The sequence below is a fragment of the Glutamicibacter sp. NPDC087673 genome (assembly GCF_044743255.1).
Classification (GTDB): Bacteria; Actinomycetota; Actinomycetes; order Actinomycetales; family Micrococcaceae; genus Glutamicibacter.
Map to the genome: position 1 here is coordinate 122,182 of NZ_JBIUWB010000005.1, position 20,331 is coordinate 142,512.

General features: G+C 64.1%; 19 protein-coding genes. 4 read left to right on the plus strand and 15 right to left on the minus strand.

The genetic code is table 11. The annotated features are described in order from the left end of the window. The first annotated feature begins 98 nt into the window (after positions 1-98). Together ACIOTL_RS13035 and ACIOTL_RS13040 are read left to right on the plus strand one after the other, a co-directional pair. The gene (locus ACIOTL_RS13035; RefSeq protein WP_388024435.1) at positions 99-1,427 is read left to right on the plus strand and encodes an MFS transporter; all 1,329 of its coding nucleotides are present in this window, start codon (positions 99-101) and stop codon (positions 1,425-1,427) included. A gap of 97 nt (positions 1,428-1,524) precedes the next feature. Continuing rightward, complete coding sequence (locus tag ACIOTL_RS13040) at positions 1,525-3,861, plus strand: arylsulfatase (protein ID WP_400343008.1); 2,337 nt, start codon at positions 1,525-1,527, stop codon at positions 3,859-3,861. Between the two features lie 25 nt (positions 3,862-3,886). On the opposite strand, the gene ACIOTL_RS13045 is transcribed toward ACIOTL_RS13040, so the two are convergent. The 5 genes from ACIOTL_RS13045 to ACIOTL_RS13065 form a co-directional block, all read right to left on the minus strand. After that, on the minus strand, positions 3,887-4,852 hold the full coding sequence (locus ACIOTL_RS13045; RefSeq protein WP_388024439.1) for a formylglycine-generating enzyme family protein: 966 nt from the start codon (positions 4,850-4,852) through the stop codon (positions 3,887-3,889). Positions 4,853-4,933: 81 nt separating this feature from the next. Beyond that, positions 4,934-5,407: a DUF3237 family protein gene (locus ACIOTL_RS13050; protein WP_388024440.1), complete on the minus strand. Its 474-nt coding sequence runs from the start codon at positions 5,405-5,407 to the stop codon at positions 4,934-4,936. A 48-nt stretch (positions 5,408-5,455) separates the two neighbouring features. Next, the gene (locus tag ACIOTL_RS13055; protein ID WP_388024442.1) at positions 5,456-6,784 is read right to left on the minus strand and encodes an MFS transporter; all 1,329 of its coding nucleotides are present in this window, start codon (positions 6,782-6,784) and stop codon (positions 5,456-5,458) included. Positions 6,785-6,904: 120 nt separating this feature from the next. Further along, the gene (locus ACIOTL_RS13060; protein WP_388024444.1) at positions 6,905-7,918 is read right to left on the minus strand and encodes a PDR/VanB family oxidoreductase; all 1,014 of its coding nucleotides are present in this window, start codon (positions 7,916-7,918) and stop codon (positions 6,905-6,907) included. 40 nt (positions 7,919-7,958) lie between these two features. Then, positions 7,959-9,053, minus strand: a complete 1,095-nt coding sequence (locus ACIOTL_RS13065; RefSeq protein ID WP_388024446.1) for a Rieske 2Fe-2S domain-containing protein — start codon at positions 9,051-9,053, stop codon at positions 7,959-7,961. A 169-nt stretch (positions 9,054-9,222) separates the two neighbouring features. Between ACIOTL_RS13065 and ACIOTL_RS13070 the strand changes: the two genes are divergently transcribed. Continuing rightward, positions 9,223-9,804, plus strand: coding sequence for a PadR family transcriptional regulator (locus tag ACIOTL_RS13070; RefSeq protein ID WP_400343011.1), 582 nt, complete (start codon positions 9,223-9,225; stop codon positions 9,802-9,804). Positions 9,805-9,862: 58 nt separating this feature from the next. Here the strand turns inward: ACIOTL_RS13070 and ACIOTL_RS13075 are convergent, their stop codons facing one another. From ACIOTL_RS13075 to ACIOTL_RS13120, 10 genes are all read right to left on the minus strand, one after another. Next, entirely contained in the window at positions 9,863-10,732 is an 870-nt protein-coding gene (locus tag ACIOTL_RS13075; protein WP_388024450.1) for an ABC transporter ATP-binding protein, read from the minus strand. Then, on the minus strand, positions 10,722-11,495 hold the full coding sequence (locus ACIOTL_RS13080; RefSeq protein WP_388024451.1) for an ABC transporter permease: 774 nt from the start codon (positions 11,493-11,495) through the stop codon (positions 10,722-10,724). The genes ACIOTL_RS13075 and ACIOTL_RS13080 overlap by 11 nt, the downstream gene beginning before the upstream one ends. Continuing rightward, complete coding sequence (locus ACIOTL_RS13085) at positions 11,492-12,325, minus strand: ABC transporter permease (protein WP_388024453.1); 834 nt, start codon at positions 12,323-12,325, stop codon at positions 11,492-11,494. Before ACIOTL_RS13085 ends, ACIOTL_RS13080 begins: the two co-directional genes overlap by 4 nt. Further along, the gene (locus tag ACIOTL_RS13090; protein WP_400343014.1) at positions 12,322-13,296 is read right to left on the minus strand and encodes an ABC transporter substrate-binding protein; all 975 of its coding nucleotides are present in this window, start codon (positions 13,294-13,296) and stop codon (positions 12,322-12,324) included. Before ACIOTL_RS13090 ends, ACIOTL_RS13085 begins: the two co-directional genes overlap by 4 nt. A gap of 83 nt (positions 13,297-13,379) precedes the next feature. Continuing rightward, entirely contained in the window at positions 13,380-14,378 is a 999-nt protein-coding gene (locus tag ACIOTL_RS13095; RefSeq protein ID WP_400343016.1) for an ABC transporter substrate-binding protein, read from the minus strand. A gap of 160 nt (positions 14,379-14,538) precedes the next feature. Next, positions 14,539-16,107 (minus strand): long-chain fatty acid--CoA ligase, encoded by a 1,569-nt coding sequence (locus tag ACIOTL_RS13100; RefSeq protein ID WP_400343017.1) that lies wholly within the window; start codon positions 16,105-16,107, stop codon positions 14,539-14,541. A 62-nt stretch (positions 16,108-16,169) separates the two neighbouring features. Then, entirely contained in the window at positions 16,170-16,625 is a 456-nt protein-coding gene (locus tag ACIOTL_RS13105; protein ID WP_388024459.1) for a MaoC family dehydratase, read from the minus strand. Positions 16,626-16,679: 54 nt separating this feature from the next. Next, entirely contained in the window at positions 16,680-17,867 is a 1,188-nt protein-coding gene (locus tag ACIOTL_RS13110) for an acyl-CoA dehydrogenase family protein (RefSeq protein ID WP_388024460.1), read from the minus strand. Beyond that, positions 17,867-18,757 carry an amidohydrolase family protein gene (locus tag ACIOTL_RS13115; RefSeq protein ID WP_388024462.1) on the minus strand — a complete coding sequence of 297 codons (891 nt, stop codon included), beginning with the start codon at positions 18,755-18,757 and terminating at the stop codon, positions 17,867-17,869. The genes ACIOTL_RS13110 and ACIOTL_RS13115 overlap by 1 nt, the downstream gene beginning before the upstream one ends. A gap of 17 nt (positions 18,758-18,774) precedes the next feature. Further along, a complete protein-coding gene (locus tag ACIOTL_RS13120) occupies positions 18,775-19,698 on the minus strand; it encodes an SDR family NAD(P)-dependent oxidoreductase (protein ID WP_388024463.1) in 924 nt (307 codons plus the stop codon). A gap of 133 nt (positions 19,699-19,831) precedes the next feature. On the opposite strand from ACIOTL_RS13120, the gene ACIOTL_RS13125 reads away from it, so the two are divergent. Continuing rightward, positions 19,832-20,305 (plus strand): MarR family winged helix-turn-helix transcriptional regulator, encoded by a 474-nt coding sequence (locus ACIOTL_RS13125; protein ID WP_388024465.1) that lies wholly within the window; start codon positions 19,832-19,834, stop codon positions 20,303-20,305. Positions 20,306-20,331: the final 26 nt, after the last annotated feature.

Sequence of the window (20,331 nt, forward strand, 5' to 3'; positions counted from 1 at the left end):
CTCTGATGGTTTGTATTGATTCAATTGATTATCCATATTGTGTGTCGCGGAGCACACTTGTTACAAGCCAAGCCACATCGACCACCAAGGTGACACCCATGAGCAACAAGACCGCCGGGACGGCAAGGACGCCGCATTCCCTGCACTCCGATTCGCTGAACACCAAGGACATGCGCCGCATCCTCGCTTCCAGCTTCATCGGCAGCGCCATCGAGTACTACGACTTCATCCTCTACGCGACGGCAGCTTCCATCGTCTTCAGCCAGGTGTTCTTCGCGGATCTCAGCCCCTCCTTCGGGCTCTTCGCCTCCTTCGCCACCCTGGCCGCCGGCTACGTGGCCCGCCCGCTGGGCGGCATCGTCTTCGGCCACTTCGGCGACCGGATCGGGCGCAAGAAGATGCTGGTGCTGTCCATGATGATGATGGGCGTGGCCACCACGCTGATCGGGCTGCTGCCCACCACCGCGCAGATCGGCATCCTGGCCCCCACCGCCCTGGTGCTGCTGCGCGTGGTGCAGGGCATCGCGGTCGGCGGCGAATGGGGCGGGGCCGCGCTCATGGCCCTGGAGCATGCCCCGGCCTCCAAGCGCGGCTTCGCCACCTCCTTCGCCAACGCCGGCGGTCCGGCCGGCGCCATCCTGGCCACCCTGGTCGTCTCCGCCTTCTCGGCCATCGCCGGGGACCAGTTCCTGATCTGGGGCTGGCGCATCCCGTTCCTGCTCAGCGCGGCGCTGATTGCCGTGGGCCTGGTCATCCGGCTCAAGGTCGCCGAGACCCCGATGTTCAGCAAGCTCGCCGAAGCCAGCGAGAAGCGCAAGCTGCCGCTGCTGGAGGTGCTGCGCAACCACCCGCGCGCCGTGGTGCTGGCCCTGCTGGCCACCGTCAGCTTCTACTGCTGCCAGGGGCTGCTCACCGTCTGGGGCGTCTCGGTGGCCGTGGGCGAGGGCGTGGACCGCTCCGGGGTGCTGAACTGGAAGGCCGCCGGCGCGGTGCTCACCTTGATCGTCACCTTCTGGGCGGCCCGGATGAGCGACCGCGTGGGCCGCAAGCGGATGCTGGTTCTCGCCGGAATCGTCGGCATCGTGCTGGCCTACCCGCTGATGGCGCTGCTGAACAACGGCACCCTGTGGGGCTTCGCCGTGGCCATCGTGATCGGCAACGGACTGGTCCAGGGCCTGCTCTACGGGCCGATCGGCGCCTTTGTCGCCGAGCAGTTCCCCACCCACGTGCGCTACACCGGCGCCTCGCTGGCCTACCAGGGCGCCTCGGTGGTCGGTGCCGGATTCACCCCGATGATCGCTTCCGGGCTGGTCATCGCCGGCGGCGGCGGATTCTGGCTGGTCGCAGTATTCTGGATGCTCGTGATGGCCATCGGCCTGGGCGCGGTGCTGCTGACCCGCGAAAGCTCCAAAACCAGCCTCTCCTAGCAGCCAGTTGGCCCCCGCCGACCACCGCCTTTGCAATACGGTGGACGGCGGGTGCCCTTCATGCGCCAGCAAGATCCCGAAGAAAGAGAACAGCCCCATGCCCGCACAGATCAATTCCGGCCCGTACCCCGTGCGCGGCTACGCGAACTTCACCGGGGAGGTCTCGCAGAAGGCTAGCGAGTCCATCCCGGCCTGGAATCCCCCGGTGCGCGCGCCGCAGGGCGCACCGAATGTGGTCGTGATGCTCATGGACGACATGGGCTACAGCGACATCTCCCCCTTCGGCGGGGAAATCGACACCCCGGCGCTAGCCGAGATTGCCGCGGAGGGCTACCGGCTGGGCAACTACCAGACCCCGCCGATGTGCGCCCCGGCCAGGGCCGCCCTGCTCACCGGGATGAACCCGCACCGCGCCGGCTTCGCCTACGTCCCGCACATGGACCCCGGCTTCCCCAATTCCGCCATGGAATTGCCCGAAGACGCCCCAACGCTAGCCGAGAGCTTCAGGGCCGGCGGCTACGCGACCTTCATGGTCGGCAAGTGGCACCTGACCGTGGAATCGAAAATGCACGATGGCGCAGAGAAGAGCAGCTGGCCGCTGGCCCGCGGCTTCGACCGCTACTACGGCTGCATGGACGGGTTCACCTCGCTGCTGAACCCGCACCGGCTGGTGCGGGACAACAGCCAGGTAGTGGTCGATGAATACCCCGAGGGCTACTACCTCACCGACGACTTGACCGGCCAGGCGCTGGGGATGCTCACCGAGCTGCGCGCCAACGACCCGTCCAAGCCCTTCTTCCTCTACTTCGCCCACCAGGCCGTGCACGGCCCGCTGCAGGCCAAGCCCGCGGACCTGGAAAAATACCGAGGCCGCTACGACGCCGGATGGGACCACGTGCGCTCCGCGCGCTTCGCCCGGCAGATCGCCGAAGGCCTGTTCCCCGAAGGCACCGCCTGCGCCCCGCGCAACACCGAGCCGGGAGCCGCGGTGGCGCCCTGGGATGAGCTGGCCCCGGAGCAGCAGCAGCTGTTCGCCCGCTACATGGAGGTGTACGCGGCGGCCGTGGACAACGTGGACCAGAACCTCGACCGGCTCATCGGCCACCTGAAGGCCACCGGCGAATACGAGAACACCATCATCATGTTCACCTCCGACAACGGGGCCACCGCCGAGGGCGGGGACACCGGCACGCGCAGCTACTTCAGCCGCTTCGGCACCCCGCGCTTCGGCCTGCCCGAAGGCTGGGATCCCGATGTGGCCCGCGACCCGGAACTGATCGGCGGGCCACGGGCCTATGCGCACTACCCGCGCGGCTGGGCCTACGCCTCCAACACGCCGTTCCGGCTCTACAAGACCCACACCTACGGCGGAGGCACCCGCGTGCCGATGCTGTTGTCCTGGCCGGCCGGGCTTCCGCGGTCCGCAGCCGATGACGGGATCCGCCACCAGTACGCCTACGCAACCGATATCGGCGCAACCCTGCTGAATCTGGCCGGGATCGCGCCGCTGGGTCAGCGCCACGGAATGCCGGCGCAAGAAAGCGACGCGGTGCCATTCGATGCCTGGCTGCGCGATCCTTCGCAGCCCTCGGCGCACACCGAGCAGTACACCGAGCTCAACGGCCGCCGCGCCTTCATCGATGGCAAATGGAAGGCCGTGGCCCCCGAGCCCAACGGCCCCGGCTGGGAGCGGTGCGCCTGGGAACTCTACGATGTCGCCGCCGATCCCGCCGAGACCATGGACCTGGCTGCCGCCCACCCGCTGAAGGTCCTTGAGCTGGCCGAGCGCTGGCAGGCTGCCGGCTGGCGCAACCAGGTCTTCCCGCTCAATGACGACGGCTCGTTGAACCGCAACCGCCCGGCCACCGAACTGGCCCTGGAGCAACCGGTCACGCTGCGTCCCGGCGCCCCGAGCCTGGAACGCTTCCGCAGCGCCAAGCTGACCCGGCTGCGTTCCTTCAGCATAGATGCGCAGCTGGAGCACCGGATGCACGACGCCGGCGTCATCGTGGCGCACGGCGACCAGGGCGGCGGCTACGTGCTGTCCGTCCAGGACGGGCGGGTGCATCTGGGCTACAACCAGTACGGCACGACGCGCCGCACCAGCGCGCCCCTGGCCACCGGCGACCGGCAGATCACGGCCGAGTTCAGCGCCCGGCCCGGGCTGCGCTGGGATATCCGGCTGCTCGTGGACGGGGTGGAAGCGGCCCGGCTCGATGGCCTGCTGCAGCTGGCCGGCATGGCGCCCTTCGCCGGGATCAGCGTCGGGCTGGACCGCGGCGGGCCGGTGGACTGGGAGCTTTCCGAGCGCCACGGCTGCTTCCGCTACAACGGGAGCTTGCACCAGGTGCGCTATACGCCGGGGCCGAAAGCCGACTACAACCCGGAGCAGATCCTGGCCCTGGACCGGGCCATGGCCCGCGCTTTCGAGTAGCCGCCGCACCGCGCCGCGCAGCTGGCTAGCTGCGCGGCGCGACGGTGCGGAAACCGGTATTGCTGCTGGCGGAGTCCGCGCTGTTGGAGGTGCGGGCCGCAACCCGGTAGCGGTTGCAGTAGGAATCGTGGCAAAGGAAGGATCCGCCGCGCATGACCCGGCCGTGCCCGATGGTGGGCCCGGCCGGATCCGCACCGGGAGAATTGCGGTAGTACTTGGGCAGGAACCAGTCGGAGCACCATTCCCAGACATTGCCGCTCGTCTCGTGCAACCCGAAGCCGTTGGGCGGGAATGAACGGACTTCGGCGGTGCCCAGAAAACCATCCGCACAGGTGTTGCGCACCGGGAATTCGCCCTGCCAGATATTGCACCGGTGCTCGCCCTCCGGCCCGAGCAGCTCATCGCCCCACGGGTACCGCTTGGATTCGAGCCCGCCGCGCGCGGCGTACTCCCATTGCGCCTCGGTGGGCAGCAAACGCCCGGCCCAGGCGCAATAGGCCTGCGCGTCGTTCCAGGAAACCTGGACCACCGGATGCTGCGGAATCTGCCGCCAGCTGGATTCGGCACCGTGCGGGTGCGCCCAGCTGGCCCCGCGCACGGTGAGCCACCAGCCGGCACCTTCGGCGCTGCCCAGGATGTCCTTGTCCGGGGCCTGGGCCAGCAGGTGGAAGACCGCCGAATAGCCATAGGCCTCGGACTCGGTCCGGTACCCGGTGGCTTCCACGAAGCGGGCGAATTCCGCGTTGGTCACCGTGGTGGCATCGATCGAGAAGCCCGACAGTGCCACGGCGTGCACCGGCCCCTCCCCGTCCTTCGCGTAGCCTTCGCCAAAGGCATCCCCCATGGCGAAGCTGCCTGCGGGCAGCGCCACCTCGGCAACCTGGCGAGTTGCCGGATCAATGCCGGCCTGCGGGAGCCCAGGCACGGCCGCGGGTGCGGCGCTGGACCCGGTTTCGGGGTGCTGACGCTGGGCAGGATGGCAGCAGGACACGGCGGACCTCCTTAGTGGAATCTGGTTTCTCCCAGCCTAGCCGAGCGCTGCCGCCCGGGCTCGCCAGCCCTTGGCGGCGCCCTAGCGCACCCGGAACACGTCGATGCGCACGCCGCCGGGGCGCCGTTCGCCCACGCCCAAGAACAGGGTGCGGTTCATCCAGGCATGCGGCCCGGAGTCATCGGCCGAGAGGTACGGGACGCAACGGAAGTAGACGCGGGAAGGATCCACCTGCTGCCCGGCCATCATCTTCTCCAGGTCTGCCGGGTCCGCCGAGCGCACCGCCCGGTTTTCCACCAGGATGCGCTGTCCATCCTCCAATTCCAGGACGTAGTTCGCTTCCAGCAGGGCCAAGTCCGCGGTCGGATAGCGCTGGAAGTCGGCCCCGGCATCCAGCACCTTGCCCTGGATCCCGGGGCCGGCTACGCGTCCGCCGCGGATCGGGGCCACCCTCCGGATGCCCTGTGCGGTGGCGCCGATGTCGATGGTCTCACTGACCTCGACCTCGATGGTGGCCACGAAGTCCAGTGCGGGCGGGGTTGGGTTCTGCTCCATTCCAGGTCCTTTCAAGGGTGCTTGTTTCCATTGTCCAGCAGGCCCGGGCTATTCGGCCTTGGCCGGCTGCGCAGCGGCATCTGCGGCGGCTGGTTGCTGCCGGTTGCCCGTTCCCGGCGAGCGCAGCATCCCCAGGGCGGCCGCGGCAACCAGCACCACGATGCCCACGCCCAGGTAGAGCTGGCCGGCGGTCCACGAGGCATCAAGCAAGCTGCCGGCAGCCAGCGGGGCGAGGATGGCGCCGAACCGGCCGATGCCGATGGCCCACCCGACGCCTGTTCCGCGCGATTGCGGAGCGTAGGAGGCCGGGGCCAGGGTATACAGGCCGGCAACGCAGCCGTTGATCAGCATGCCGACCAGGACGCCGAGCACGAAGGCCAGGGCGAGGATGCCGGCGGCCGAGATGAAGACCACCATGAGCACCGAGGAAAGCACGGTGAACGCGATGAGCACCTTGCGGACGGCCCATTTGGCAGTCAATGCGCCGAAGAGCAGGGAACCGAAGGTGCCGCCCAGGGTCAGCATCAAACCGCCTACCACGCCCTGGCTTTCGGTCATGCCCGCGGTAACCAGCAGCTTCGGGGTCCAGCTGTTCACGAAGTAGAAGCCGAACATCACGGCGAAGAAGGCAACCCAGATCACCGTGGTCACCCGGCGGGTATCCGGCGAGAACAGCGCGAGCACGGCGTTGCCGCTTCCCTTTGATCCATCGTTGCCCTGCTCGGGCAGGACTACGTCCTCGGCACCCAGGCGCATCTTGCGTGCCAGCTGGCCCAGCTTCTGGCTGGTTCGCGCGGTACGCCGGGTTAGCAGGAAGTCCACGGACTCCGGAACGACGGCCAACAAGGCGAAGAAGGCAGCCATCGTCAGCGCACCGCCGAAGATGAAGACCGAGCGCCAACCATAGTGCGCCTGCAGCCAGACTGCGGCCATGCCGCCCAGGGTGGCGCCGACACCATAGCCAGCGGTGTAGATGCTCACGGCCATGCCGCGCCAGCGCCCATTTGAGTACTCGCTGGTGATCACGTTGGTGCATGCCAGGATGCCGCCGACGCCCAGGCCCGTGACGATACGCCAGATGGCAAGGGCCGTCATGGAATCTGCGGTGGCGGAGAGGAACATGCCCGCCGAAGCGAGCGCGGTGGTGCCCAGCAGCATCGGGCGGCGTCCGAACAGGTCGGCAAATGGGGCCAGGAACAACGAGCCAGCGGCCATGCCAAAGAGGCCCGCGCTCAGCAGCACGCCCAGCGCGGCTCCGTTCAACGAGAATTCTTCGGAAACCTGGTTCGAGGTAAACGCCATGGCCAATACATCAAAACCATCGAGGGCGTTCAAAAAAGTGCAGACTGCGACGACCAGCCATTGGAAGGCCGACATCGGTGAATTTTCAATTCTCTGCTTGATGTCCATGGGGAACTATCTCCAGTTTCGGGGTGCACCAAGCCACCCGCCGAGCCGTTTCTGCCTGCCGGCGGTGGTGCCTAGATGGGAATTCAGCTAGTTCGGTTCGATGGTGACCACAGCAGGCCCGCCACCGGTGGCGGCATCGGCTTTGGCGCCGGTCTTCGAGGTAATGGCCCGTGAAACGCAGCAGTTCATCTTGCTCGACTGGCGTTTTTGCCGTTCGGAGTAGAACACGTCGCGGTGGTCGATATGACCGGTGATCTCGGTGATGCGCACCTCGCACAATCCGCATTCGCCCTTGCGGCAGTCGGACATCATCTGCGCCCCGGCATCTTCCAAGGCCTCAAGCATGGACCGCCCCTGCGGAACGGCCACTTCCAGGCCCAGCTTGGGAACCCGGACAATGAATTCTTCGGGGTCATGCCAGCCGGAGTTGCCAAAGGTTTCATAGCGCAGCGCCGAAGGTTCCAGCTCGCGCTCTACCCAGCCCCGGCGAACCGCATCCATGAGCCGGATCGGCCCGCACATGTACAGTTCCGTTTCCTGACCAGCACGTCCAAGCAACTCGTTGACCTTCAGCGACGTGCCCTCGTCATCAACGTGGACTTCCAGCCGGGAACCGTGCTCGGTTTGCAGTTCGGACAGGTAGGCCATGGCCGAACGCTTGCGTCCGGCGAAAACCAGCGTGTAGTCAGCCTTCAATCCCTTGAGCACCGAAGCCATATTCGCCATGGCGGTGATGCCAACACCCCCGGCCAGCAGGATGTAGTGCTTGGCTCCCACGCGCAGCGGGAAGTTCTGCAATGGCTGGGTGATCTGCAGCCGGTCCCCTACCGACAGCTCGTGCATGTAGGTCGATCCGCCCCGGGACAGCGGCGCCTTGAGCACGCTGATCGCCAGAGTTGTTCCGTCGGCGCTGGATTCAACTACGGAGTAGGAACGCTTGGCATCATTGCCGTTGATCTGTACCGCCAGATCAATGTGGGAGCCTGGCTCGGCGCGCTTGGGCAGCTGCGGGGCGAGTTCAATGCGCTTGATCCCGTCGGCCACCTCCACGATGCGGGTGACTGCCGCGTCCTGCCAGACTTCAATATTCGTCGCTGCCATTGCGTTGGCACCAACCTTTCAGTTTGAGCGAGGGAACCGGCTAGGCGCGGGCGGACTGGTTTGCTTCGGCTGCGAGCATGCCTTCGAGGATGCGGCGGACCCACATGCCTCCGGCGTCGATGTTCAGGTTGTAGAACTCGTAGTCCGGGTTGGCATCGATGGCTTCCTGCTGGGCCTTGAGCATCGCTTCGTCCTCGCCGAAGACGCCATGCACGCCGTCACGCAGCTGGGTGGTGATCAGCTGGCTGTCAAGGCAGTAGTTGCGCATGAACGCCCAGAAGTAGTGCGAGGAGCGATCGGTTTCCGGGGTAATGGTGTTCACGACGAAACCATTCACGCCTTGGCTGCGGTCGCCTTCCGGTGCTCCGGTGCCGGCCTTGGCCACACCCACGTCAATGGTGATGGTTGCCGGTGCTTCGAAGTGGATGATCTGCCAGCGGTCTACCTTGCCCTCGAAGCCCGGGAACTTATCGCGCATGTTCTTCAGCCAGAACGGCGGTGCATCGATATTGTGCATCCAGCGGGTGACGGTGACCTTGTTGCCCTCGTGCGTGGTGATGAATTCCGAGTCGCTGAGCTCATCCTGGCCGATCGAGGAGGAATGCACGAATTCCTCATGGGTCAGGTCCATCAGGTTGTCCAGGATCAGCTGGTAGTTGCAGTCCGCGGCAATGGTCATGCCGTCGCCTGCCCATTGGTCGGAAGACATCTGGTGCATGTCCGGGACCCGATCCGGGTCTGCCAAGGATGGGTCGCCCATCCAGATCCACACGTAGCGGTAGCGCTCGACCAGGGGGAAGGAGGGAACGGTGGCCGAGGGGTTGATGGTCTCCTGGGCGGGCATGGAGACGCAGCGGCCAGCGGAGTTGTAGACGATGCCGTGGTAGGGGCACTGCAGTCCGTCTTTGCCTACGGTCTTGCCCATGGACAGCGGGGCCAGCCGGTGCCAGCAGGAATCGGCCAGCGCCACGGCCTTGCCGTCTTCGGTGCGGTAAAGGGCTACCGGACGCTTGGCGATGGTGCGGGACATGGGCTTGCGCGTGACCTCGTGGTCCCATGCCGCTACGTACCAGGCATTGAGCGGGTGGCCCATGATCTTGGCGGTGGTGGTGCTCTTGGCTGCAACCTCGGTCATGGCAGTCCTCTCGATGGCGGACCCGGCTGCGCTCAGCCATGGCGGATCCAGTATGTGATTTGCTCAAGGGTGGAATTCGGCAAACTATCTATGCACATAGATAGTTTGCATGCCATTAGAATAGCTATACACATAGTGATTGGCAACACATTTCCGGAAAGAGGCGATTTTGAGTCTTCGCAACGCGCTGCTTTCGCTGCTGACAGTTGAGCCAATGACCGGCTACGACCTGTATAAAGTCTTCGAATCCTCGGTCGGGCACGTCTGGCACGCACCGGACTCGCAGATCTACCCCGAGCTGAAACGCATGGAATCCGAGGGGCTCATCACGGGCCAGGATGTACCGTGGGGTCCGCGCGGAAAGAAACGGCAATACACCATCACCCAGCAGGGAGTTGCCCAATTCAAGGGCTGGATGAACACCCCGCTGGAGTACGCACGCACCCGCGATCCGGCGCATCTCAAAGCGGCTTACCTGGAGTGGGCGGAACCCGAGGCCGCACGTGAGCAAATGCGAGGGCATATCGCTCATCACCAGTCCCTGCTCAAGCAATGGCAGGAACGGATCACCGAATTGGAGCAAGGTTCGAACTCCATGCTCGCCAAGCGATTGAAGAGCACGCCGCGCAAGGATTGGGAAGCGACGGTCGCCTATAAGCGGTTCACCTACGAGGGCCTGATTGCCCGGGCAGAAGCCGAAATCCAATGGGCTACGCGCGGGCTGGAACTCATCGATTGCTTGAACGCCTGAGAGCTGCTGGCGGGCGCAGGAAAGCCGCCGGTCCCGCAAGGACCGGCGGCTCAGCTTGCTACTTGGGGTCCGTCAAGAACTTCGTCTTGGCTTCCTCCGGACGATGCCCCTGCTTGGCCTTCTGGATTTCGGCATAGACGTGGTGGCGGAGTTCGGTGAACCGCGGCAGCGACCGGGTCTCCAGCTGGTCGCGCTCTGCCGGCAGGTCAATGGCAATATCCTCCTGCACCACGGTCGGCGACGAGGAAAGAATGATCACCCGCTCGCCCAGGTAGATCGACTCGTCGATATCGTGGGTCACGAACAGCACCGTCACGCCCAGCTTCTTCCAGACATTGCGGATCAAATCCTCGAGGTCAGCACGCGTCTGAGCATCAACGGCCGCGAACGGCTCATCCATCAGCAATACCTCTGGCTGGTAGGCCACCGCGCGGGCAATCGCCACGCGCTGCTGCATGCCGCCGGAGAGCTGCCAAGGATAGGACTTGGGCACATGGGCCAGCCCCACGGCCTCCAGCGCCTCGTCGACCAGCTTCTTGCGCTCGGCCTTGGGCACCCCGGCATTCTTCAGAGGCAGCTCCACATTGTCGGCCACGCGCAGCCACGGAAACAGCGAACGGCCGTATTCCTGGAAGACCACAGCCATTTTCTTGGGCGGCCCCGTGACCTTCTGGCCGTCCAGCAGCACTTCGCCGCTGGTGGCGCCCAGCAACCCGGCAATGCACTTGAGCAAGGTGGTCTTGCCCGAGCCCGAAGGGCCCACCAGGCAGACCAGCTCCCCGTGCCCCAGGTCAAAGGTCAGGTCGCGGACGGCTTCGATATCGCCGCCGTCAGTGTGGTAGACCTTCTTCAGGCCACGAACCGAAAGCAGCGCTTCGCCTTCTGGCAAGGTGCGTCCACCGGTGGTTCCATTCTGGCTAGACAGCATTTTCAACCTCTTTCAGACCGTTGTACCAGCGCAGCACGCGGCGTTCGATCCACTGGAAAATAAATGACATGATGACACCGATCAGACCCAGCACCACGATGCCGGACCACATTTCCGGAACAGCGAAGGAGCGCTGGAACTGGACTATCGCGAAGCCCAGCCCGGAGGAGGACGCGAACATCTCGGAAATGACCATCAGGATCAGCCCGATCGACAGGCACTGGCGGATGCCGGCCATGATGGTCGGGGTGGCGCTGGGCAGCACCTGGTAGCGGATCCGCGAGAAACCGCTGATCCCGTAGGAACGGCTTGTTTCGTTCTGCACCGGGTCGATGGCGCGCACGCCTTCGATGGTGTTCAGCAGCACCGGCCAAATGGCTCCGGAGATGATGACTGCGATCTTCATTCCGTCGTTGATGCCCACCAGCAGCATCAGCACCGGAATCAGCACCGGCGGCGGCAAGGCGCGGAAGAATTCGAAGACCGGCTCGGTGATGGCCCGTGCGGTGCGGTTCAAGCCCACCAGCAGGCCCAGCAGCACGCCGAGCACGATGGCCCCGAGCACGCCGAAGACCAGCCGCTGAATGCTTGGCAGCACATCGGTGAACATCCGTTCGCCGATCCAGGTCTCGATAAAGGTCCTGACCAGGTCGGCCGGGGTGGGAACGAAGAAGCTCGCTCCGCCCAGGGTGGCGGCAACCCACCAGAGGACCAGCAGGATAGGCAGGGCCACGAGGAAGGTCAATGACTTCAGGGTTCTCATGCGATGACTTCTCCTCGAACAGAGGCATGCCAGGAGAGCACGCGCTTCTCGACCACGCGCATGCACAGGTTGATCACCACGCCCAGCAGGCCGGTGGCCACGATCAGCGCGTACATTCCGGCAATTGCGCCGCCGGATTGGGCCAGCTGGATTTCCTTGCCCAGCCCCGGGGAACCGATGATCAGTTCCGCGGTGATCGCCAGGATCAGCGCTACCGCTGCTCCCAGGCGGATGCCGGTCATCAGGTACGGCAGCATGGTGGGGAAAATGACGTCGCGAATGCGCTGGAAACGGGAGAACCCGTAGGAGCGGGCTGTCTGCATCGCCACGTTGTCCACGTCCGCCACGCCGTAGAGCACCTGGATCAGCACCTGCCAGAAGCAGGCGTAGATGATCAGCATCAGAGAGGACTCGATCTTCGTGCCGAACATCAGCACCGCCAGCGGGATCAGCGCCACCGATGGAATCGGGCGCAGGAATTCGATGGTGGAGTTGGTGGCGCGGCGCAGGAAGGACGACATGCCGATGGCCAAGCCCAGCACCAGGGCCAGCAGCACGGCGATGGCCAACCCGATGAACCAGGCGAGCAGGGTCTCGCCCACAGCCACCCAGAAGGCCGTCAGCATGAAATCGGCGAACAGTGTCATCAGCACTTCTGAAGCCGGCGGCAGGTAGGCGGCCTGGACGATTCCCAGGGCCGGGAGCAGTTCCCAGATGCCAAGGAAAATCACGATGCCGATCAGCCCCCACACCCCGTTGGGCACCGCCGATCCGGTTCTTGCGCGCTTGGCCCTGCGCGCCCTCGCAGGTGCTGCGCTCGTGGCACTCATGGCAGCAGCTTTTCCAAGTCAACCGGCTTGGACAAGGTCCCGTAGCTTTGCGCCGCGTCGCCGAGCTTCTGCACGGCCTCGCGGTTGAAGTCGGTGCGGAAGCGCGGCAGCACCATTTCAGCGCGGACTTCCTCGCTGATCTTGGTGTACGTGCCGACGATGTCGCGGACCTCGTCGGGGTTCTGCTGCGCGTAGTCCAGCGACTTGTTCATCGCCCTGGTGAACTTCTGCGCCACCTCGGGATTTTCCTGCGCATACTGCGCCGAAGTGAAGTAGCCGGCAACATCCAGCTCCGGATCGAATTCGGCGAAGTTCGCCGACAGCATTTTCGCTCCGGCGTCCAGGGCCGAGCTCTGGAATGGCTCCAGGATCCAGGCCGCATCGACAATGCCGTTCTCCAGCGCTGCCGGGGCATCAGGGAATGGGCCCTCGACGAATTCGATGCTCCCCGGGTCTCCCCCGTCTTCTTCGACGATCGACTTGATGGTGGTGTCGCCGATATTCGACAGGTTGTTGACCGATACCTTCTTGCCGGCCAGGTCCTTCGGCGAGGAGATCTTGGAATCGCCCTTGACCAGCACGGAGCCGACATCCGAGGTGCCATCTCCCGTGGTGGAGATGCCATTGGCAACGAATTTCATGTCCAGGCCCTTGTCATTGGCGACCATCACGGAAATGAGGTTTGAGAAGGCGAAATCGTAGCTTCCGGATTGGATGCCCGGGACGATGGCCGAGCCTCCGGTGGCGGTTTCGATTTCCAAATCCAGGCCTTCGTCAGCGAAGAAGCCCTTGGCGTCCCCGAGCCAGATGGGTGCGGTATCCACGATCGGGATCACGCCGACGGTGATTTGCTCTAGCGAGCCCTGGGCATCGGCGGAGTTGTCTGCTCCTCCGCTGGGTGAACCGGAGCTGCAGGCGGCCAGCGCGAGCACTGAGATGGAAGCGAGTGCGAACTTGAGCGAGTGTTTCATGGCGAATTCCCCCATTGTGGTGCGATTGCCGCTGCGTCCCCGGCTTCCCGGGGCCGCAGCAGCATGAGTGCAAAGCAGTTGGATTACTTGATGACCAGCTGGTCCATGTCCGGGGCCTTATCTAGGAATCCGAACTTGGCCGCCAGCTCGCCGAGCTTGGTCAGCTCGGGAAGCGGGGTTTCAGCCTGCCAGGTTTCCATCAGCAGTCCCTGGGCCACCTTGGCGTCCATGTTGATGAAATCGGGAAGCATGGCGCGGGCGGCATCCGGATCGCTTTCAGCCGTTTCGAGAACTTCTGCCATCGCGGCCTTCCAGTTCGTGATGACCTCGGGGTTCTCCTCGGCGAACTTGCCGCTGGTGAAGCTGACCATGGTTGGCATGCCGGCAATGGCATCCTGGTTCGGGTAGCCCACCAGCTCGTTGTCCTTGTTGGCCAGCGCGCGGGAGAGGAATGGCTCTGGGACCCAGATCGCGTCGACGTTGCCGCGGTCCAGCTGGGCTTCCATATCCGGGAACGGCATTTCGCTGAACTTCAGGTCCCCAGGATTGGCTCCGGCCATCTCCGCCGATTCCATGATGGTCAGATCGCCCTGGGTGCGCAGCGCGTTGACCGAGGTGGTCTTGCCTGCCAGGTCCTTCCAGCCACTGATTGCCGAGTCCTTGCGGGCAACTACGCCGTTGGCATCTTCGCCTGAGCTGCGGGACTCGGAGTAGCCGGTGACGATCTTCATGTCCAGGCCCTTGTCCGCTGCGGTCATCACCGATAGCGGGTTTCCTACGGCAATGGCCAGTTCGCCGGTGGAAACTGCGGGCAGCATTGCCGCTCCGGCGTTGGAGGTGCTCAGCTCGACATCCAGGCCGTGCTTCTCGAAGGTGCCGGTATCGATGCCCTGCTGCACTGCTACCGACGGTGCGATGGGCAGGATGCCCACGGTGATCTTGGTCAGCGAGCCGTCTTCGGCGGCCGCGGCATCGCTTCCTTCGGCTTCCCCCGAGCCGGAGAGCGACCCTCCGCCGCAGCCAACCAGGCCCAGTGACAGGACTGCCGCACCTGCGAGTAATGTAGACCAGCGCTTATTCATATTTCCCCCTAGAAAGCCAGTGCCCCGGTCCCGAGTGGCAGACCGCGAAAAGCGTGTGATTTGAGACACATAACCAGACTAGGGTAATCATTGAAAAAGTCAATGGTTGACCTTGTAATGATTTAACTTCTAAGGCTGCAGGCCAGATCCTGGCCGATGGTCAATGGTTTCCAGCCCGGACGCTGCCATCAACGCCCGGGCTGGAAACCCTCAACTGTATTGCTTTGCGCAGATCGGCTTTGCGGATCTTTCCGCTGGCCGTGCGCGGCAGTTCATCGAGGAATACTGCGGTGCGCGGAATCTTGTAGCGGGCCAGCCGGCCATTGAGATGGGCCACGATCTCCTCCTGGCTCAGCGAGCTTCCCGGCTTGAGCACGGCGATCGCACGCGGCACCTCGCCCCATTTATCGTCCGGGATCCCAATGACCGCGACAGACTCGATTTCGGGCAGCTCCATGATGGCTTGCTCCACTTCCGCCGGGTAGATGTTCTCACCGCCGGAAATAATCATGTCCTTCAGGCGATCCGAGATGAACAGGAAGCCTTCCGCGTCCACATGCCCGATATCCCCGGAACGGAACCAGTCGGGTTCGTAGAAGGCGCCGGCACTAGCTTCAGGGCGGTTCCAGTATTCCTGGATGACATTGGGACCGCTGATCAGGATTTCGCCCACCTCGCCGGCGGGCAGCTCGTTGCCCAGGGAATCGGCAATGCGGATATCGGTGAAGAAGTGCGGCAAACCTGCCGAGCCCATTTTCGGGCGGGAATGCGCGGCTTGCAGCAAGGTGGCTCCCGGTGCGGTTTCAGTCAGCCCGTATCCGCCGCTGAACCCCAACCCGCGGGCCTCGTAGGCTTCCAGTACACGCAGTGGCACGGCCGAGCCGCCGCAGGTGAGCATTTGCAGCGAGGACAAATCGGTGTCCGCCCACTTTTCGTGCTCGGCCAGGAGCTGGAAGGTGGTTGGCACCCCGGAAAGCTGGGTGACCTGGTAGCGTTCCACCGCATCCAGGACGGCAGCGGGTTCGAAGCGCTCCTGCAAAACCACAGTTCCGCCCTTGAGCAGCATCGGCAGGGCGCCCATGCCCAGGGCCGCCACGTGGAACAGCGGAGCGATGAGCAGGACCACCGATTTGCTGGTGATGTCGTAGTCCACGATCACGTTGTAGGAATTCCACGTCATGTTCGCGTGGGTGAGCACCGCGCCCTTGGGCGTGCCAGTGGTTCCCGAAGTGTAGAGGATGATGGCCGGGTCTTCGAGTTCCACGGCGATGTCCCCGTGCGCGGCATCGCCGGCCTGCAAAGCCCGCTCATAGGAGCTGTCTTCGCAAGGAACCAGCGCGACGTCCCAGGCCCGGGCCACCGGGCTGCCGGCAATGGCCGCCTGCGCTTCATCAGCGAAGTTCTGGATATAGACCAGCACTTCGCTGCCCGAATCGCGCAAGGCGAAGTTCAGCTCCCGGGGAGCCAAGCGCACATTGAGCGGCACAAACAACGCACCGAGTTGCGTGGCGGCGAACATGGTCTCCAGATAAGCAGTGTGGTTGGCCCCGAGGAACGCCACGCGGCTGCCCCGGGTAATCCCCTGGGCTGCCAGGGCACTGCTGAGCTTGTCGATGCGTTCTGCCAGCTGAGCGTAACTCAGGCTGACTCCCGCGTGGATCACCGCAACCTGCTGCGCGGACTTCACCCGGCGCCGGTGGATCCAGTTGCCAAACCCCTTATTCAACATCTGTCACTCTTTTCATTAGGTCGATCGTTGCGGCTATCGCGCTGGCCCAGCAGCGCTGCGCCCTAGGCGTAGAAGCGGTAGAGGCCGCGGGAGACAACGGCCGGCTTCGTGCCGCCCTCCACTTCGACCACCTGGTCCACTGCGATCTGGTATCCGCCCTTGACCTCTTCCACTTCGGCAATTACGGCCTTCATGCGGACCTTGGAGCCCACTGGCACCGGAGACGGGAAGCGGACTTTTTCCAGGCCGTAGTTGACCTTAGTCTTCACGCCGGTGACATCGAAGAGCTCGGTCCAGAAGGCGATCTGCAGGCTCAGGGTCAAATAGCCATGGGCAATCGGTCCGCCGAATGGCCCGTCCTTGGCCTTTTCCGGATCGGTATGGATCCACTGGTGGTCATCGGTCGCGTCAGCGAAGGTGTTGACCTGTTCCTGGGTGACCACACGGTATTCGCTGTAGCCCAGGTCCTTGCCCTGTGCGGTGGCGAGGTCTGCGTAATCCAAAATGGTCGGTGCCATGGTGTTTCTCCTGGTGTTGTGTTGGTTGTTTGCGGAAGTTCGTTGCTGCCGGATTCAGCGGAAGGCGCTGACCCCGGTAATTGCCCGCCCGATGATCAGCGAGTTGATTTCGTGGGTGCCTTCGTAGGAATAGATGGCTTCGGCATCGGCGTGGTGGCGGGCCACGTTGTTCTCCAGCAGGATGCCGTTGCCGCCGCAGGCTTCCCTGGCCAGGGCCGCGGTTTCGCGCAGCATCCGGGCTGTGAACATCTTGGCCATCGCCGAGTTCTCGTCGCGGTAGATGCCGGCTTCTTGCTGCTGGGTCAGGCGCACCACCATGGCCAGGCAGGCGGTGGCGTTGGAGAGCATATGCGCCAGCTTTTCCTGGATGAGCTGGAAGGAGCCCAGCGGCTTGCCGAACTGGCTGCGCTTGGCGACGTAGTCGCGGGCCGATTCATAGGCCCCGAAGCACACGCCGGTGGCAATCCAGGCGACATCCGAGCGCATATTGCGCAGGCACGCAGCGACGTCCGCGAAGGAGTTGATCTCCGCCAGCCGCGCGGCGGCCGGGACCCAGGCATCGGCAAGCTCGATGTCGGCGTTCTGCATGATGCGCAGGCTGGTCTTGCCCGGGATCTTGCTCAGTTTCACGCCGGGCGCGTCCGTTGGCACCAGGAAGCACTTGACCTGCGAGTCGGCCTCGTCGCGGGCGAAAACTGCCAGCACGTCGGCTTGGCTGGCGCCACCGATCCAGCGCTTTGCGCCGTTGATCAGCCAGCCAGCTTCCCCGTCGCGCTGCGCCTGCTTTGCCGAGGTCGCCAGCCCTCCGGCGATATCCGAGCCGTGGTCCGGCTCGGTCAGCGCGAACACTCCTTTATAGGCGAAGGAAGTGATCTGCGGTTCCAGCTGCGCAACCTGCTCTGGGCTTCCGCCCAGATTCACCGTGGTGCGGAACAGGCCCGACTGCGCGTTGTAGAAGGTGGCTACCGAGGCATCCATGCGGCCCAGCTCGAAGTTGCGGAAACCGGCATAGAGGCCCGAGGGGCGCTGGCCCGCTTCCAGGACTTCGGCAGGTTCCATCAGCTGGGCGTCGACCAGCGGCGCGATAATCTGCTCCGGGAATTCCCCACGCTCCCAGTAGTCGTCGAGTACCGGGCCCACATGCTCTTCCAAAAGGGCACGCAGGCGCGACAGGGCATCGCGCTCCGCCTCGCTGAGCAGATCCTTGAATCCGTAGAAATCGCTGGTGGCCACTGCTTCCATCAGCCCTGCACCCCCAGCACGCGAAGCGCATTGCCTTTCAGGATCCCCGGGCGGACTTCATCCTTCAGGTCCAGCTCGGCAAAGGCGCCAAGCCATTTCTGCGGAGTGATCAGCGGGAAATCGGTGCCGAACAGCAGCTTGCGCGCGAGCACGTTATTGCCCATCTTCACCAGCGAGGCCGGGAAGTACTTGGGGCTCCAGCCCGACAGGTCGATGTAGACATTAGCCTTGTGGGTGGCAATGGAATTCGCCTCGTCCTGCCAGGGCACCGAAGGGTGGGCCATGACGATGGCCAGGTTCGGGAAGTCCGCGGCCACATCGTCCAGCAGCATCGGGTTGGAATAGCGCAGCTTGATGCCGCGACCGCCGGGAAGTCCGGCACCCATCCCGTTCTGCCCGGTGTGGAAAATGCATGGCAGGCCCAGTTCCTGCAGCGTCTCCCACAGCGGGTAGAAGCTCTCATTGCTTGGGTCGAAGCCCTGCAATGACGGGTGGAATTTGAAGCCGCGCACTCCCAGGGACTCGGCCTGGTACCGCGCGTCGTCAATAGCCTGCTGCCCGCGGCGCGGATCAACCGAGCCGAAGGGAATCAGCACGTCATTGTTCCGGGCACAGCCTTCCACCAGATCCTCGATGGAGTTCGGATCATGCCCCAGCGCGGTGCGCGCATCGACGGTGAAGACCACTGCGGCCATCTTCAGGTCGCGGTACAACTGCGCGATGCTGTCGATGGACGGGGTCCGGTCCGCTGACTTGAAATACGCTGCCGAGGCCTCGAAGAGGTCTTCCGGCATGGCCTTGTGGCCGCATTCATCGACTTCAAGATGCACATGCATGTCGATGGCGTCCAGCGCCGCGAAGTCGATTCCGAGTTCATAACGTGCAGTCATGGCTTTTCCTCCGGGCGTTACTTGGCTGGTTCCGGGCGGAGTTCTCCAGGAAGCTCCGGGAACTTCTCGCCGACGGACTGCTGGTTGCCCGCGAACGGGAACCGTTCCTGCAGTGTTGCATAGTCCCAGCCGCCGTCGTGGAATTCCGATTCGATGGCCTCGGGGTGGCTCCACAGCTGCAGCCGGTCGCCGCCGGCGCCAATGGCCTGGCCGGTGATGCCGCCAGCTTCCTCGGAGGCGAGGTAGGCGATGAGCCCGGCCACGTCGTCGGCGGTGCCGAAGCCCAGGTCCTTGCGGAAGAAGTCCGGCATGGCTTCGCCGCGCTCATCGGCTTCGACGGCCTTGGCGAAGAACGGAACGGTCTTGGTCATTTCGGTAGCGGCCACCGGGATGACGGCGTTGGCGGTGACGCCGGCGCGCTTCATTTCCATGGCCCAGGTGCGCACCATGCCCACGATGCCGGCCTTGGCCGCAGCGTAGTTGCTCTGGCCGAAATTGCCGCGCTGGCCGGTGGGCGAGCCAATGGCGATGATACGGCCGGAGACATTGTTCTCCTTGAAGTAGCCGTAGGCCTCGCGGACGCAGGTGAAGGTGCCGCGCAAGTGGACGTTGATGACCAGGTCGAAGTCCTCGTCGGTCATTTTCAGCAGCGACTTGTCGCGCAGCACGCCTGCGTTGGTCACCAGGATATCCAGGCGGCCGAAGTTCTCCACCGCGCCGGCAACCAGTGCCTTGGCGGTTTCAGTGGAGCCCACCGCCGCTACGACGCCTGCGGCTTTGCCGCCGGCCTCGGCGATGGAGGAAACGGCCGCTTCCACAGCCGCTGGGTCAACATCGTTGATGATGACCGCAGCGCCCTGGCGAGCCAATTCTTGCGCGTAGCTCAGACCTAGTCCGCGTCCGCTTCCGGTGACGATGGCAACTTTCCCTGCTAGCGACATGAGTTCTCCATTTCAATGGGTGTTTCGATTGCTCCCCCTCGGTGAAAAGTGGGAACCTTGACTACATACATAAGAACTTTAATCCTTGAGAAAGTCAATGGTTTATTTTTTCATGAAAAGTGAGGATAATGGAGTGAGCAGCAAAATCACTGCCAAATCAGCGAAGGAAGAGCAGTTCATGAAATGCGACCTCGTGCAGGAGCTGAACTTCCTGGTGGCGCGCATGCGCTCCCTGGGGTCCAGCCGAGCCAACCACGCACTGAAGCCCCTCGGCCTGAAGGTGCGCTCCTACTCCGTGCTTTCTTTGGCATGCAGCGACATCATGCCGACCCAGCGCGACCTGGCAGAGTTCCTGGCCCTGGACCCGAGCCAGATCGTCCCCCTGGTGGACGGCCTGGAATCCGGAGGGCTGGTCTCGCGCATGCCGGATCCGAAGGATCGCCGCTCCAAGGTCATCGTGGCCACCGCTGCCGGGCGGAAGCTCTATGCGCAGGCCAGGAAGGTCACGAAGCAGAATGAGGATGAGACCCTGGAGGCGCTCACCCCGGGCGAACGCCTTCAGCTGCGCGACCTGCTATCCCGCGTCGCCTTGGCCGAGGCCGAGTAGCGACGCCGGAAGTATTCTCATTCATT

Excerpts from the sequence above, each read along its gene's own strand:
- ACIOTL_RS13035 (WP_388024435.1), top strand. The coding sequence starts at position 99 with ATGAGCAACAAGACCGCCGGGACGGCAAGGACGCCGCATTCCCTGCAC.
- ACIOTL_RS13040 (WP_400343008.1), top strand. The coding sequence starts at position 1,525 with ATGCCCGCACAGATCAATTCCGGCCCGTACCCCGTGCGCGGCTACGCG.
- ACIOTL_RS13050 (WP_388024440.1), bottom strand. The coding sequence starts at position 5,407 with ATGGAGCAGAACCCAACCCCGCCCGCACTGGACTTCGTGGCCACCATC.
- ACIOTL_RS13055 (WP_388024442.1), bottom strand. The coding sequence starts at position 6,784 with ATGTCGGCCTTCCAATGGCTGGTCGTCGCAGTCTGCACTTTTTTGAAC.
- ACIOTL_RS13060 (WP_388024444.1), bottom strand. The coding sequence starts at position 7,918 with ATGGCAGCGACGAATATTGAAGTCTGGCAGGACGCGGCAGTCACCCGC.
- ACIOTL_RS13065 (WP_388024446.1), bottom strand. The coding sequence starts at position 9,053 with ATGACCGAGGTTGCAGCCAAGAGCACCACCACCGCCAAGATCATGGGC.
- ACIOTL_RS13075 (WP_388024450.1), bottom strand. The coding sequence starts at position 10,732 with ATGCTGTCTAGCCAGAATGGAACCACCGGTGGACGCACCTTGCCAGAA.
- ACIOTL_RS13080 (WP_388024451.1), bottom strand. The coding sequence starts at position 11,495 with ATGAGAACCCTGAAGTCATTGACCTTCCTCGTGGCCCTGCCTATCCTG.
- ACIOTL_RS13085 (WP_388024453.1), bottom strand. The coding sequence starts at position 12,325 with ATGAGTGCCACGAGCGCAGCACCTGCGAGGGCGCGCAGGGCCAAGCGC.
- ACIOTL_RS13090 (WP_400343014.1), bottom strand. The coding sequence starts at position 13,296 with ATGAAACACTCGCTCAAGTTCGCACTCGCTTCCATCTCAGTGCTCGCG.
- ACIOTL_RS13095 (WP_400343016.1), bottom strand. The coding sequence starts at position 14,378 with ATGAATAAGCGCTGGTCTACATTACTCGCAGGTGCGGCAGTCCTGTCA.
- ACIOTL_RS13100 (WP_400343017.1), bottom strand. The coding sequence starts at position 16,107 with ATGTTGAATAAGGGGTTTGGCAACTGGATCCACCGGCGCCGGGTGAAG.
- ACIOTL_RS13105 (WP_388024459.1), bottom strand. The coding sequence starts at position 16,625 with ATGGCACCGACCATTTTGGATTACGCAGACCTCGCCACCGCACAGGGC.
- ACIOTL_RS13110 (WP_388024460.1), bottom strand. The coding sequence starts at position 17,867 with ATGGAAGCAGTGGCCACCAGCGATTTCTACGGATTCAAGGATCTGCTC.
- ACIOTL_RS13115 (WP_388024462.1), bottom strand. The coding sequence starts at position 18,757 with ATGACTGCACGTTATGAACTCGGAATCGACTTCGCGGCGCTGGACGCC.
- ACIOTL_RS13120 (WP_388024463.1), bottom strand. The coding sequence starts at position 19,698 with ATGTCGCTAGCAGGGAAAGTTGCCATCGTCACCGGAAGCGGACGCGGA.